Origin of the sequence: Bariatricus sp. SGI.161 (genome assembly GCF_050313695.1) — a bacterium.
Lineage (GTDB): Bacteria > Bacillota > Clostridia > Lachnospirales > Lachnospiraceae > JAFBIX01.
Genome location: NZ_JBNPLX010000023.1, coordinates 17,787 through 31,609 on the forward strand (window position 1 = coordinate 17,787; position 13,823 = coordinate 31,609).

Annotated in this window: 15 protein-coding genes and 1 pseudogene; 13 read left to right on the plus strand and 3 right to left on the minus strand. The window is 42.7% G+C overall.

Translation table 11 applies throughout. From position 1 onward, the window contains the following. Positions 1 to 4 precede the first annotated feature (4 nt). On the plus strand, positions 5 to 886 hold the full coding sequence (locus tag ACQRBH_RS12920) for a sensor histidine kinase (protein WP_427761992.1): 882 nt from the start codon (positions 5 to 7) through the stop codon (positions 884 to 886). Positions 887 to 950: 64 nt separating this feature from the next. Here the strand turns inward: ACQRBH_RS12920 and ACQRBH_RS12925 are convergent, their stop codons facing one another. Next, positions 951 to 1,118: a hypothetical protein gene (locus tag ACQRBH_RS12925; RefSeq protein ID WP_427761994.1), complete on the minus strand. Its 168-nt coding sequence runs from the start codon at positions 1,116 to 1,118 to the stop codon at positions 951 to 953. 264 nt (positions 1,119 to 1,382) lie between these two features. On the opposite strand from ACQRBH_RS12925, the gene ACQRBH_RS12930 reads away from it, so the two are divergent. The 6 genes and pseudogenes from ACQRBH_RS12930 (at position 1,383) to ACQRBH_RS12955 (ending at position 5,109) form a co-directional block, all read left to right on the plus strand. Beyond that, positions 1,383 to 1,814, plus strand: coding sequence for a sigma-70 family RNA polymerase sigma factor (locus ACQRBH_RS12930; RefSeq protein ID WP_427761996.1), 432 nt, complete (start codon positions 1,383 to 1,385; stop codon positions 1,812 to 1,814). A 6-nt stretch (positions 1,815 to 1,820) separates the two neighbouring features. Then, a complete protein-coding gene (locus ACQRBH_RS12935; protein ID WP_427761997.1) occupies positions 1,821 to 2,057 on the plus strand; it encodes a helix-turn-helix domain-containing protein in 237 nt (78 codons plus the stop codon). Positions 2,058 to 2,439: 382 nt separating this feature from the next. After that, on the plus strand, positions 2,440 to 2,589 hold the full coding sequence (locus tag ACQRBH_RS12940) for an SHOCT domain-containing protein (protein ID WP_083829145.1): 150 nt from the start codon (positions 2,440 to 2,442) through the stop codon (positions 2,587 to 2,589). A gap of 60 nt (positions 2,590 to 2,649) precedes the next feature. Continuing rightward, a complete protein-coding gene (locus tag ACQRBH_RS12945; RefSeq protein ID WP_427761999.1) occupies positions 2,650 to 4,431 on the plus strand; it encodes a recombinase family protein in 1,782 nt (593 codons plus the stop codon). Then, positions 4,385 to 4,702: pseudogene (locus ACQRBH_RS12950) on the plus strand (23S rRNA (uracil(1939)-C(5))-methyltransferase RlmD); the annotation flags it as partial. The gene ACQRBH_RS12945 and the pseudogene ACQRBH_RS12950, both read left to right, overlap by 47 nt. A gap of 35 nt (positions 4,703 to 4,737) precedes the next feature. Further along, positions 4,738 to 5,109, plus strand: coding sequence for a TnpV protein (locus ACQRBH_RS12955; RefSeq protein WP_427762001.1), 372 nt, complete (start codon positions 4,738 to 4,740; stop codon positions 5,107 to 5,109). Positions 5,110 to 5,172: 63 nt separating this feature from the next. Here the strand turns inward: ACQRBH_RS12955 and ACQRBH_RS12960 are convergent, their stop codons facing one another. Beyond that, entirely contained in the window at positions 5,173 to 5,334 is a 162-nt protein-coding gene (locus ACQRBH_RS12960) for an Arc family DNA-binding protein (protein WP_427762003.1), read from the minus strand. Between the two features lie 135 nt (positions 5,335 to 5,469). Here ACQRBH_RS12960 and ACQRBH_RS12965 point away from each other — a divergent pair, with 135 nt between their 5' ends. The 3 genes from ACQRBH_RS12965 (at position 5,470) to ACQRBH_RS12975 (ending at position 7,662) form a co-directional block, all read left to right on the plus strand. After that, on the plus strand, positions 5,470 to 6,216 hold the full coding sequence (locus ACQRBH_RS12965) for a hypothetical protein (RefSeq protein WP_427762005.1): 747 nt from the start codon (positions 5,470 to 5,472) through the stop codon (positions 6,214 to 6,216). A 231-nt stretch (positions 6,217 to 6,447) separates the two neighbouring features. Continuing rightward, the gene (locus ACQRBH_RS12970; RefSeq protein WP_427762006.1) at positions 6,448 to 6,888 is read left to right on the plus strand and encodes an RrF2 family transcriptional regulator; all 441 of its coding nucleotides are present in this window, start codon (positions 6,448 to 6,450) and stop codon (positions 6,886 to 6,888) included. A 27-nt stretch (positions 6,889 to 6,915) separates the two neighbouring features. Next, entirely contained in the window at positions 6,916 to 7,662 is a 747-nt protein-coding gene (locus tag ACQRBH_RS12975) for a 4Fe-4S binding protein (RefSeq protein WP_427762007.1), read from the plus strand. A 198-nt stretch (positions 7,663 to 7,860) separates the two neighbouring features. Here the strand turns inward: ACQRBH_RS12975 and ACQRBH_RS12980 are convergent, their stop codons facing one another. Beyond that, positions 7,861 to 8,748, minus strand: a complete 888-nt coding sequence (locus tag ACQRBH_RS12980) for an AraC family transcriptional regulator (RefSeq protein ID WP_427762009.1) — start codon at positions 8,746 to 8,748, stop codon at positions 7,861 to 7,863. A 90-nt stretch (positions 8,749 to 8,838) separates the two neighbouring features. Here ACQRBH_RS12980 and ACQRBH_RS12985 point away from each other — a divergent pair, with 90 nt between their 5' ends. The 3 genes from ACQRBH_RS12985 to ACQRBH_RS12995 are packed head-to-tail and all read left to right on the plus strand — an operon-like array spanning position 8,839 to position 13,816. Then, the gene (locus ACQRBH_RS12985) at positions 8,839 to 10,221 is read left to right on the plus strand and encodes a glycoside hydrolase family 32 protein (RefSeq protein ID WP_427762010.1); all 1,383 of its coding nucleotides are present in this window, start codon (positions 8,839 to 8,841) and stop codon (positions 10,219 to 10,221) included. Continuing rightward, positions 10,218 to 11,609: a sucrose-specific PTS transporter subunit IIBC gene (locus ACQRBH_RS12990; RefSeq protein ID WP_427762012.1), complete on the plus strand. Its 1,392-nt coding sequence runs from the start codon at positions 10,218 to 10,220 to the stop codon at positions 11,607 to 11,609. The genes ACQRBH_RS12985 and ACQRBH_RS12990 overlap by 4 nt, the downstream gene beginning before the upstream one ends. A gap of 2 nt (positions 11,610 to 11,611) precedes the next feature. After that, positions 11,612 to 13,816 (plus strand): alpha-galactosidase, encoded by a 2,205-nt coding sequence (locus ACQRBH_RS12995; RefSeq protein WP_427762014.1) that lies wholly within the window; start codon positions 11,612 to 11,614, stop codon positions 13,814 to 13,816. Positions 13,817 to 13,823: the final 7 nt, after the last annotated feature.

Here is a 13,823-nt window from a genome sequence, read left to right on the forward strand (position 1 = left end):
AAACATGGTTATTCCTTGGTTTCTATGTGGTTTTCTTTTATGTATCAGTGTGCTTCTCATTTTGAAATTATATCTGATGAAAAAGGATTTGAACAACCTATCCATAGATTTTAGGAATAATCTGGAGAGTGACACAAATAATTTACTCATGGTTTCTACCTATGACCGCGATGTTCGGAAGCTGGTTACCGAAATGAACATAGGGATTGATCGATTACGTTACCACAGGCATAGATATATGAATGGTGATCGGGAACTTAAAGACGCGATTACGAATGTTTCCCACGACCTTCGGACACCACTTACTGGAATATGCGGTTATTTAGAATTATTGAAAGATGAAGATAGCTTAACAGTTATCAAATCCTACATCGATTTAATTCAAAATAGAGTGGATTGCTTAAAACAGTTGACGGAGGAACTATTTTGCTATTCCATAGCTGCATCATCATGGGAAACCACACAGGAAAGTGTAATTCTAAACAAGGTTTTGGAAGAAAATCTGCTTGCTTTTTATGGGGCGTTTAAGAAGCAAAATATTGAACCCATTATTGAAATCCCAGATACTTTTATTCGATATAATATTGATTTACCCGCATTTAATAGAATCGTCAGTAATATTTTAAGCAATATTCTAAAATACAGTGATGGAGATTTATATGTAAAACTTCATATCAATGGAATGATTACATTTACAAACTCCGCCAGGAATTTAACGCCCGTCATAGTAGAGCGATTGTTCGATCGTTTTTATACAGTAGAAACCGGACAAAATTCTACAGGATTAGGTCTTTCCATTGCAAAAACTCTTGTAGAGCAAATGGGTGGCAAAATAAAAGCTACCTATCAAGATAATAAATTGACTATATCTCTAAATTTAATATAACATGATCTGCCGCACGACGGCAAAAGAAAAAAAGCCGTCGTACAGCAGACACATTTTCACGCGCCTATGATACGGCGGCTTTGATTTTCAGAGCCGCCGTTTCTTTTTGCCTTTCAGGAACTTTCGACGACCTTAACGCCAAGCAATCGGCACGGCGGCCCATATGAGGATGCCGCCGTGTCAATTTTGCTTTTTCGTAGTACCCATGAACTTCATCAGCTAAAAAAAGCATAGCTCCCCCTCCGGGTCAGACCGGCCATATATATGAACTATACAATGTAAACTATAATCGTATTGAAACACATCTGCGCCCAGCAGGTCATTTGCGACCTGCCGGGCGTTTTTTGTCGCTTTTTGCAGCACGGCCAAACCCGAAAAAACTTTTTCAAAACATTTCGAAAAGGAGACGTTTAGCGGGTAGCAAAGGGCCTGTCTGGTGTCATGTTGGCGGAAAGGGAAAGAACCACCACATCCCCCACAGAAAGGGGGTGAGAAGATGGAAGCTATCCCCCGCGACTATGGCGAACAGTGCCGGTTTGATGCTTTCTGCAAAACCGTACTGCGAAATGAGGCCCGAAACTACCACCGGGATATGAAACGCCAGCGCGACCGTGAAACGTCGTTCAGCGTTCTCCCGCAGGCAGAATTGGACAAGCTCTACACCGTAGATCATTACCCCAGCGACGATTTTGTGTTTTCGTCCCACGGCTATGATTTACATATCGACAACGAGCTTGTGGCCGCCGCATTTGCCGAACTGCCCCAGCAGGCGCAGAGCATTTTGATTTTGCACTGTGTTCTGGAACTGGCAGACGGCGAGATCGGCGCACTCATGGGAATGTCCAGAAGTGCCGTCCAGAGGCACAGGACAAAAACGCTGAAAGAGCTGCGAACAAAATTGATGGCGTTGATGCCGGAGGGAGGTTAGACGCGGATGAAAAATCCCAACTACAAAGACATTGAGCTTTTGCCCCTTTCGGTGATCAAGGCCGCCCGCGCCGGTGATGCCGAGGCCGTGGAACGAGTATTGCGGTACTACGAAGGTTACATCAACAAGTTATGTACCCGGACGCTTTACGACGAATACGGCCAGCCTCATGTGTGCGTAGACGAGTACATGAAGCGCCGTCTGGAAATCAAGCTCATTTCTTCCATCGTCACGATACCGTGACGAACCGGCTCCCGGAGGCTGAAACAGCTTAACCCTTTCCCTGTTTCTTCCCTCTGCTGTGGGCCGCTGGTAGCACCTTGAAAAAGAAAGCCCGGTGGGAGGCCATCGGTGCAGTATAGGGCAACGGACACATTCTGTATGTTCCGCGTCGGTGGATGCGCCATGACCTCATATCCTTTGAGTGAGCGAGAACCATCTACACCGAGAGTTGGCAGCTCACAAGCAGCGGCGCATACGCTAACGATACTCCCGCGTTGAACGCCCACAAAGCATTGCGCGGCGCACCCACAAGCATGGGCCGAGGTGAAATTCCTGTGGAGCTGATACCATCAGCCGTCCGTTCTGTCCACTTCTTTTTAGATATGGAAAGGGGGAATTATCTTTGAAAAAGGACAATCTGCTTCGATATAGTATGCAGCTTGCTTTTCTCAAACAGCTTTTGGAAAAGAAGCTGATTTCTGATAGAGAATATTCCCTTATCAAAAGTCGTCTGATGAAAGACTACAAAATTGTTTCCGATCTATTGTCTTGATTTGCTGTCCTCTATGTGTTATAATAACACTATAATAGGAACGCAAAAAGGAGGGCCGCCATGAAAGACGTGGAAATCATTAAGGCGCGTAATGTACTTTCGTCCAGAGCAAGGACAAATTTGGCAAAGCGCCTGCGTGTTGCTGCTTATTGTCGAGTGAGTACCGATAGTGAAGATCAGCTCAACAGTTACAAATCACAAGTTCAGCATTATACCGATTTGATTAAAAGCAAATCCGAATGGGACTTAGCTGGTATCTATGCCGATGAAGCAATTACAGGTACACAGGTAACGAAGCGGGAAGATTTTCAGCGGTTAATTAACGACTGCATGAATGGTGATGTCGATATGATAATCACCAAATCTATTTCCCGTTTTGCAAGAAATACACTGGACACGTTGAAGTATGTTCGTATGCTGAAAGAAAAAGGGATTGCCGTTTTCTTTGAAGAAGAAAACATAAATACTTTGACAATGGACGGTGAGTTGCTTCTCGTTATTTTAAGCTCTGTGGCACAGCAGGAAGTTGAAAACATTTCTGCAAATGTCAAAAAGGGTTTGAAAATGAAGATGCAGCGCGGCGAATTGGTTGGATTCCAAGGTTGCTTAGGGTATGACTACCATCCAGAGGATAAGAGCATTTCGGTCAATGAGGAAGAAGCTGAAATAGTACGGTATATCTTCCGGCGCTATATCGAGGGGGCCGGTGGTTCCGTAATTGCACAGGAGCTTGAAAATTTAGGGTATAAGACCAAACGCGGCAGCACCCGATGGGCCGAAACAACAGTTATAGGCATAATCAAAAATGAAAAATACAAAGGCGACATTTTGATGGGGAAAACTTTTACGCTTGACCCTATCTCTAAGCGCCGTTTGGATAATTTCGGTGAAGAAGATCAGTTCTACATCCGGGATCACCATGAGGCCATAATATCTGATGAAATGTTTGAAAAGGCACAAGAGATTTTGAAGCGCCGCGCAAAGCCGCGCCGTTTAGGTACGGATGGCAAGCGTGAAAAATTCAGCCGGAAATATGCCTTTAGCTGTATGCTGGAATGTGGCTTCTGCGGTGGTACACTTACAAGGCGAAGTTGGCATAGCGGTTCACAGTATAACAAGGTTATCTGGCAATGTGTGACTGCCACCAAAAAGGGCAAGAAGTTTTGTCCTGACAGTAAAGGAATTGCCGAGGAAACCATTGAACAGGCATTTATTGAATCCTACCGGCTTCTGTGCCAAAATAACAAGGATGTGTTAGATGAATTTATTGCCCGAACAGAAGAAACCCTTTCGGACAGTAATGCAAGTAAGCAGTTAGCCAAAGTTGAGAAAGATATTGCTGCATTGGATGCAAAGCGGGCCAAGCTGGTTGATATGCGGTTGGAAGAAATCATTGACAAAGATACATACGAGCAGAAGTATTTTGATTTAAGTAGCCAGATCGAACAGCTCCAAAAACAGCGCGAGAGTTTGCAGGAATCCGCTGAAACAGAAAGCACTATGAAAAAGCGGATTGCAGAGTTTCGTAGAACGCTGGAAGAGAACGAAGTGCTTGACACTTTTGACCGTTATGTTTTTGAAAGCATAGTTGAAAAAGTGATCGTCGGCGGGTATGATGAAGATGGTAACAAAGACCCGTCCATGCTGACATTTATCTATAAGACCGGATTCAAAAACAGTTTGGACGGCACCAATTTTAAGCCGCCGAGAAAGAATAGCAAGGCAGCAAAACAAAGCGCCGGTTTGTGTTCCCATACAACCGACGAGGCAAAGTCAATGTGTTCCTATCATAGTGACGACACATGTGGAGACGGTTGTTCTTTTGTCCCAACAGAAACCTGATGACACGATAGAAATCGACCTGGATTTAGATGAACTGGATGCAACCAGTGCTGAGTTAAAGGCTACCTATCAGGAAATCAAGGATTATGTGCTGAAAGAATTTGACTTGAAGGTTTCAAGTTTATATATTTCTCAAATCAAAAGGAAATGTGGAATCGAGGTAGGAGAGAACTACAATCTGCCAAAATCAGAAAACGTAAGAGTGCCACAGTGTCCGAAAGAGAAAGAAGAAGCTATCAAAGCTGCCCTGAAATATTTTGCGATGATCTAAGATAAGACATCGCTGATTTCAAGGAGGAATAGAACATGAAAAGCACGTTTGAAAAAATGGGTGGAACCTACACATTGGGAGCAGATGGAATTTTTTATCCGAATCTTGTCAGTACAGATGAAGAACCGCATTATGGGAAATATGGAATGATGCGGAGGACATATCTGAAAGAGCATCGTTCTGCAATTTATTCCACTTATTTGTTGGAAGATCGTTTGATAGCTCACTTGAATGCGGTGGACAATGAAGCGCATGAAAGAATGGAAGTTCTTGTGCGGCAGATGATGGAAAAGCAGGGGATAGATGAAAAATTAAAGGCTCGTGACCAGATGGCATGGGTTGATGCGGTAAATAATATCCGGAGTGCTGCGGAAGAGATTGTGTTGGATGAATTGATTTACAAATAACAAAAGAAGCTGAACAGGTACAGATATTTACTGGCTTGTTCAGCTTTTGTGATGTTCGAGTAATTATTTTAAGGTGCCATGCTTTTCTTCATGTCTGGCGATTGCCTGACGAATTAGATACAGCACTTCTCCATTGATGGAACGTCCATCGAATTCAGCAAGACTTTTCAATTTACTATGAGTTTCAGAATCAATACGAAGTCCTAAATGTTTATCTTTTTCCATAAGCATTTTTCTCCATTTACTATAAGTTCAAATTAAGTTCATATAACAAGTACATTTTAAGTACAAAACGTGGTAGAATGTTACGAATGAACTTATTTTAAGTACACTATATTTTCTGGGATGGAGAGAGATACAATGCATAGAAGAAAAAAGAAGTCAAAATATTATTCAGTTAGAGCGGAAATAATGTGGGGAAATGTTTTAGTAATAGGAATCCTGATTGCGGTTATCTTCGGGATTATTTATAAAGAAAATTTCAATAAAGACTTAACAACGAATCGTGATCAAATGGAAAGAATAGAAATAACTTATGATAATTTAAAGTCTGATTTGGATGATATTACACTGTGTTATTTGTGTGGAAACAGTAATGAAAGTCTGATGGATTATTATCGTAAATTTGATACGATAGGATTGATTTCGCTGAATGATTGGTATGTGCTGGATTTTCATTTAAAAGCGTATGATGAAAACGGGATTGAGATAGAGGAAAGCACTTTGAATAATTCTACTTTTGGGAAAACAGAAGAGATTTCTTATTCCTCACAGGGAATGATTTCCAGAGGCATGGCAGAGATCGATGTAACACTACCGGAAAAGTATAAATTAAATACGAGGTTTTTAGAGAAGCATCTGTGTCAGGAATGTCTCGAAAAAGTTGCAGGATCGCTACAATATTGGAAAAAAGAAAATGAGAAAAAAGAACCGATACCGTTGTGCCTGATTGATTTTGATACGTTAGAAGTATATTCTCTGCAGGACTATTATCGTTCTTATTTTATAAGAGACTATTATGTGGAAATGGATTTAGATCAGAATGAAGTTGAGATAGAGGTATTCTACTTGCCTGAAAACAATTACAGAAATAAAAGCAACGCTTAAATGTTTTCTTGATAATAACAGAAATCAGATGCCCATCCGGACTGAAAACTGAATATTATCATATCAAAATCATTTTATTTATCTCCATCACAGTACGATTATTTCTTGATATTGAGAAAAGATTGACAAACGATTCTAAGAACCATATAATGTATATGTATCAGATACAACTACATATGGAGGCGTATTTCAGAGACCAAGTGAAAAAGAAATGCTAGGAGGTAAAATCGAATGGACACAAAGTTTTCCGTTGCGGTGCATGTATTGATACTGATTTCAGAGTCTCCTAATCCGTTGAATTCCGACCAGATGGCAGGGAGCGTTGGTACCAACGCCAGCTACATTCGGAAAATTCTGGCGCTTCTAAAAAAGGCGGAGATCGTTGATGGTCACAGAGGGATCAGCGGTTATTCACTGACAGTTGCCCCGGAACAGCTTACGCTGCTTCAGATCTATCAGGCGGTTATGGAAAAATCAGATATTCATCTTTTGGATATTCATCAAAACCCCAGTGACCAGTGCATTGTTGGGCGTCATATCCGTCCGGCGCTGACTGAAATGTTCGCAGATATAGAAGAGGCTTTTGCCCGTTCCCTTGAGGGAAAAACACTTGCCGACTGTATTGCCGACATTCGAAGCAGGATCGACACGATGCATTCCGAAAAAATTTAACTATAATATTTAAGGAGGACAAATCACATGAATGTAGTAGAAATTATTTTCAGCCCTACAGGGGGTACATGGAAAGTTGCAAATATGATTGACCGGAATTGGGGCGAGAATATGACACAAATTGATCTGAGTAATGCCAAAACTGATTTTACCAAATGTGAGATCAAACAGGAGGATATGGTTCTGGTTGCCATGCCTTCTTTTGGTGGACGGGCACCTGCTGTGGCGATTGAACGCTTCAGGCAGATCCGGGGAAACGGAGCGAGATGCACCATAGTATGTGTATATGGAAACAGGGCTTACGAAGATACGCTTGTTGAAATGGAGGACGCTGCGAGAGAAGCCGGATTCCGGGTTATTGCGGCGGTTGCCGCTGTTGCGGAGCACTCCATCATGTCACAGTATGCTGCAAATAGACCGGACGCAACTGATGAAAAACAGCTTGCGGGTTTTGCTGATCAGATTGCATCCAGGAATGAGAATGCCGTTTCCATACCGGGAAACCGTCCCTACAAAAAGAGTGGCGGTGCAGGTCTTGTTCCGAAACCGAACAAAGATTGCGTAAAGTGTGGTCTATGTGCGGAAAAATGTCCGGTACAGGCCATTGATTCGGCGAACTTTACGGTAGACTCTAAAAAGTGCATTTCCTGTATGCGCTGTGTCAAGCAGTGCTCTCATGATGCTAGAAAGGTCAATGGCGTTATGGTGTCGATTGCGGCTATGGCAATTAAGAAGGCTTGTTCGGTAAGAAAAGAAAATGAACTGTTCCTGTAAGCAGGAGGCATTTTCAGAAAGCGGGAAGCGCAAATCTGGCATCTAGATCTTGGAATTGTGAAATATCATTTCGAGGTAGTATCCGGCATAAAGTAAAGTGCTTGTTTTGTTTTTTGCGGCGACCATATCGGTCACCGCTTTTATATTTTGTTATTCTGGTTTGAAGATTCAAAGAGAATGGTGCTGATGAAAGAAGATTCATTTGTGTACAGAAACAGAGGGAATCCGGCTTTGTTTCCGGTATTCTGTTGGAGAAACAGAATATTCTTTCTTAAAAACTTTTGAAAAAGCAAGCTGGTCATCAAAGCCTAAAGAGCTGGCAATGACAGATACGGATAATTCTGTAGTTGTTAAAAGTCTTCGGGCTTTTTTTAATTTTAAATCCATGATGTATTGTTTTGGAGAAATCCCATACGTTTCGTGGAAAATTCTGGTAAGATAATTGGGATGTATCCCGAAGGATTTTGCCATATCCTGTAGCTTTATTTTTTCGGCATAGTTGATGTCAAGATAATACTTGATTTCATCAATGACAGAGTTTTTTCCCCAGTTGCTCTCCTGAAAACCTATATCATCGAATAGCATTGCCATGATCTGGAACAAAACACCGTTTGCCTGAAAATAACTACTGGTGGATGCACCCTGCAGAGCAATAATATCAAAAATACGTTCTTTGTATTTTACCGTATCCAGACCATGTATGATGTAAACGTCATCTGACGAAGTCATGAGCTGATACAGATACATCTGGGAATTGATGCCCAGAAAGCTGATCCAGGCATAGCACCAGGGATCGGCTTTTGAGGCTTCATAGTAAGATACCTTTCCGGCAGGGATGAGGAAGGCATCTCCGGCTGAAAGCTGAAATATATGCTCATTGATATGTAGCTCCCCCTTTCCGTAGAGCACAAAGTGAATAAGATGGTAGGACCGGATTTTTGGTCCATAGCTGTATCCGGAGGCACATTCTTCATAGCCTGCGCTGTAAAGGGACAAATCGGAGTTGGATTTGTACATCAGGGAATGATGTGTTTCTTTGTATTCTTTCATAGTCTTATTATAATATAAAAAGTTAGTTTTTTCCATATTTTCTTTTTGTATTGCCATAGGAAAAGGCAAGAAAATATTGTTTAATATAGTTACAAGGCGCCGGACAAAAAAGAAAGGAGATATGGGATGTCAGAAATGATTAGGCAGCAGTATCATTTGGAACCAGATAAGGGGCTGCTGAATGATCCAAACGGTTTATCCTGGTTTCAAGGAAAATATTATGTGTTTTTCCAATGGAACCGTTTTGAGAAAAATCATTCTTATAAAGAATGGGGGCTGTTTACTTCTGAGGATCTGCTGAAATGGAAATTTGAAGGAAGTGCGGTCATACCGGATCAGGAATATGATCGTGATGGTGTTTATTCCGGTAGTGGGTACGTGATTGATAATCAGTTATATTTGTTTTATACCGGTAACAACAAAAAAGACGGGAAACGCAAAAGTAGCCAATGTCTTGTGGTGACAAAGGATGGCAGACGATATCAGAAGAAAGGGATCATCCTGAAAACTCCGGAAGAATATACAGAGCATTTTCGTGACCCAAAGGTATTTCAGGGAAAGCATTCCGGTTATTATATGGTAGTCGGAGGGCAGCAAAAAAATGGTAAGGGTGCAATTGCCCTGTGTCATTCGGATGATGGAGAAACATGGAATTATCAGGGGATGCTTGCTGTGTCAGAGCAGTATGAAATGATGGAGTGCCCGGATTTGTTTTTACTTGATGGCAGATATGTGCTGCTGTTTAATCCACAGAAAAGGGATAATACAGCAGATGAGCCGATTTTGAGCTTCTCAGCATATAAGCTGGTGGAGTTTGATGAAGAAAATGGTATCTTTCGGGATGCCAGCCTGGATGACGGGTTTGAGCTGATGGACGCAGGTTTTGATTTTTATGCTCCCCAGACGTTTTTAAGCCCAGACGGGAGAAGAATCCTGTTTGCGTGGATGTCCCGGATGGACGATGAGCAGGAGAAAGTGTTTTCCAGAACAGAGCTGAATATTCATTGTATGACATTACCTCGGGAGTTGTTCCTGCAGGAAGAAAAGCTGTGTCAGAAACCGATCCGGGAATTGTATCATCTACTGGGGCAGGAGATTGCTGCTGTGTGTGAGAAACATGAGTGGAGCGCACAACCTGCTAAGCGCACCTTTTACCTTTGTTTGAGGCGAACCGGTGAAGAACAGAAGCTGAACATCCTGTTTCATCAAGGGGAGGCTGAAATAGCGTACATTTCAGAAGAAAAGAAACTGACCTTTTCCAGAAGAAACTGGGTGGATGGCACTGTGGAAACAAAATCGGCTGCCATAGATGAATGGAATGAGCTGGAAATATGGTCGGATCATTCCAGTATGGAGATCTTTGTAAATGGAGGACAGGTTGTTTTTTCAGCCCGCATTTTCCCAAAGAGTCAAAAACCGGAAGTCACCGTAAGCGGCTCCACAAATGGTATGAAAATTGAAATGAGAGAAATTATGAATATGGACAAGAGGGAGGAACAGAAGTCATGAGTGAAAAAGATCTGGCAAAAAAGATTGTGGAACTCGTTGGAGGAGAAGGAAATATCGTTTCTGTAAGACACTGCGCTACGAGACTCAGAATTGTAGTAGCAGATAAAGAAAAAATAGACACAAAGAATGTGGAAGCATTAGACAAGGTGAAAGGATCGTTTTTTAACTCCGGGCAGTACCAGATCATTCTGGGAACTGGATTGGTAAACCGTGTTTACGACGAAGTGGTTAAAATAACAGGAGAGCCGGAAACAGGAGAAACAGGCGGGAAAAAGGAGAATGTTGTGTATGGAAACCGTTTTCAGAGAGCAATCCGTATGTTTTCCGATGTGTTTGTACCTATTATTCCAGTTCTGGTTGCAACCGGATTGTTTATGGGACTTAGAGGACTGCTGACGCAGGAAGCTGTTTTAAGTGTATTTGGACTGACACCGGACAATATTCCCCAGTCGCTTTTGACCTTTACCCAGATCCTGACAGATACAGCGTTTGCTTTCCTGCCCGCTCTTGTGTGTTGGTCTACTTTCCGTAACTTTGGTGGAAGTCCGGTAATTGGAATTGTTCTGGGACTGATGCTGGTTAGTCCAAGTCTGCCAAGTGCTTATGCAGTAGGTGCAGGTGAGGCAGAGCCACTGGTTTTCTTTGGGCTGATTAAGGTAGCCGGATATCAAGGCTCTGTACTGCCGGCATTTGTGACAGGAATTATCACTGCAAAATTTGAGAAGTGGCTGCGCAAACATGTTCCGGATGCGATTGATCTGATTGTGACACCATTTATTACTTTGCTGGTTGGAATTGTTCTTGCACTTTTTGGAATTGGTCCGGTACTTCATTACGTGGAGAACGGAGTGTTATGGCTGGTTGAACATCTGCTGTTCCTGCCGATGGGAATTGGCGGATTCTTATATGGATGCTTTGGTCAGCTCCTTGGAATTTTCGGTATTCACCATATTTTGAACTTCTTGGAAATCAGTATGCTGGCACAGGACGGATGGAATTACCTGAATCCCATCGGAACTTGCGGTAATGTGGCTCAGGCTGGTGCAGTTCTGGCAGTGGCAATCAAAGCTGTGTCCAATAAGACAAAACAGGTAGCTTATCCTTCCTGCCTGTCAGCTTTGCTTGGAATTACAGAACCTGCAGTATTTGGTGTCAATCTGAAATTTGTAAAACCGTTCATCATGTCCATGATTGGCGGCGGTGTTGGTGGTTTTCTGGCTTCCATTCTGCATCTTCGTGCAACTGGAATGTCCATCACCGGTATTCCGGGAACACTGTTGTACTTAAATGAGCAGCTTCCGCTTTACCTGTTGGTTAATGTGATTTCCTTTGCAGTTGCTTTTGGATTGACCTGGTTTTTCGGCTTTAACAAAAATATGGAGAATTGATCATGAGCATTCTTTTTTCCGAAGATCAAAAAATCGTACATATAAAGAATACATCTGTCAGTTATGTGATGGAAGTGGTGGACGGGAAATACCTGGTCCACCGGTATTTTGGAAAAGTAATCCGCAAATATCGGGGATGTGGAGAACCCCATTATTTTAAACGGGGTTACAATACGGAACATGAATGCAGCATTTCGAATGTATCCTTTGATGATTTTCCGTTTGAGTATCCAACAAGAGGGCACGGCGATTTCCGAATTCCGGCATTCGCCATTGCCCAGGAATCAGGAATAGTATTTTCGGAACTTTCATTTAAATCCTGGAGGGTTTTGGAAGGAAAACCGGAAATTCCAAAGATGCCTTCTACTTTTGCTGAAAAGAATGAAGCAGAGACGCTGGAGATCATCTGTGAAGATGACACTGCTGGGATACGGGTATATCTGTACTACTCTGTTTTTGCAGATAGTGGAATTATAGCCCGCTATCAGAGAGTAGAGAATATAGGGGAACAAACCGTCATGCTTCAAAATGTTCAGAGCATTTCTCTTGAATTGCCCGCCAGAAGCTATGATTTCCTGTCTCTATATGGAACCCATGCAAAGGAAGGGAATATCAACCGTTTTTCTCTTCATCGGGGCATTCAGAGAATTGAAAGTGTGAGGGGAAGCAGCAGTCCCCAGCATCAGCCGTTTTTGGCTCTGATGGATCAACAGACTACAGAAAACTCCGGGGAGGTATACGGCATTCATTTCATATACAGTGGGAATTTTCTGGCACAGGTGGAGTTAGACCAGTTTGGAAATGTACGTGCACAGATGGGGATCCATCCTGATACATTTTGCTGGAGACTGGCTCCCGGTGAGGTGTTTGATACACCAGAAGCAATATTGAATTACAGTTCTCAGGGGCTGAATGGCATGAGCAGAAATTTTCACTGGCTGTATCAATATCATCTGATGCCGGAAAAATTTGCGGACAAAGAACGTCCTGTTCTTTTGAACTCGTGGGAGGCCATGTACTATGATGTAAATATGGAAAAGATAGAGGAGCAGGCAGAGTTGGCCAAAAATTTGGGAGTGGAATTGTTCGTCCTTGATGATGGATGGTTCCGGGCAGATAACAGTAGCCGGACTTCTATGGGAGATTGGAAATGTAATGAGAAGAAACTGCCGGGAGGAATCAGAAAAGCAGCAGAGCTGATCCATAGTAAAGGGCTGCAGTTCGGACTCTGGTTTGAGCCGGAAGCGGTCTGCAAGAATAGTGAATTGTTTCGAGAACACCCTGACTGGGCCCTGTGCGTTCCCGGATATCAGATGACGGAGGGACGTCATGAATACCTGCTGGATTTATCCAGACAGGAAGTTAGGGAGTATCTGGTATCCGTGCTGGATTTCTATCTGAAGGATGGAACGATTGATTATATAAAATGGGATATGAACCGTCCGTTGACAGATGTGAATTCTCTGAGTCTGCCACAGGAGCAAAAAGGGGAAATCAGCCATCGGTATGTTCTGGGACTGTATGAGATTCTGGATCGGATTACAAAGAAATACCCGAAGGTTCTGATCGAAGGATGTTCCAGCGGCGGAGCCAGATTTGATCCGGGGATGCTGTACTATGTACCGCAGAACTGGGCAAGTGACAATACAGATGCTTTTGACCGGGTACAGATTCAGTCGGGGTTCAGCCTGATTTATCCCCCTGTAGCGATGGGATCTCATGTAAGTATTACACCAAATCACCAGACAGGAAGGACGACCTCATTAAATACGAGATATCAGGTGGCAAGGCTATTTAATCTGGGATACGAACTGGATCTGACCAAATGCAGTGAGGGAGAACAGGCGGAGATTGCCGGTCAGATTGCGGAGCATAAAAAAGAGAGAAGATGGCTGCAAGAGGCAGTATTTTACCGGAATGAAACACCAAATGAAAATTTTGTGAGCTGGTCATCTGTGAGAAATGACGGAGAGGAATGCCTCGTATTCATCTTTCAGAAATTTTTTAATCCATTGTACTCTCATGGTCAGTTCCGGTTGAGTGGCTTGAATCCGGAATATGAATATCTGGAAACAGCCAGCGGAAAAACATATGGTGGAGATGAACTGAGGGAAATTGGAATCAGTGTTCCACTGATAAAGGAAGATTTTCATGTGTTTACTTTTCATTTTGCCAGAGTGGACAGAGAAACAGATGAAGGCAGGTGACTCAGTG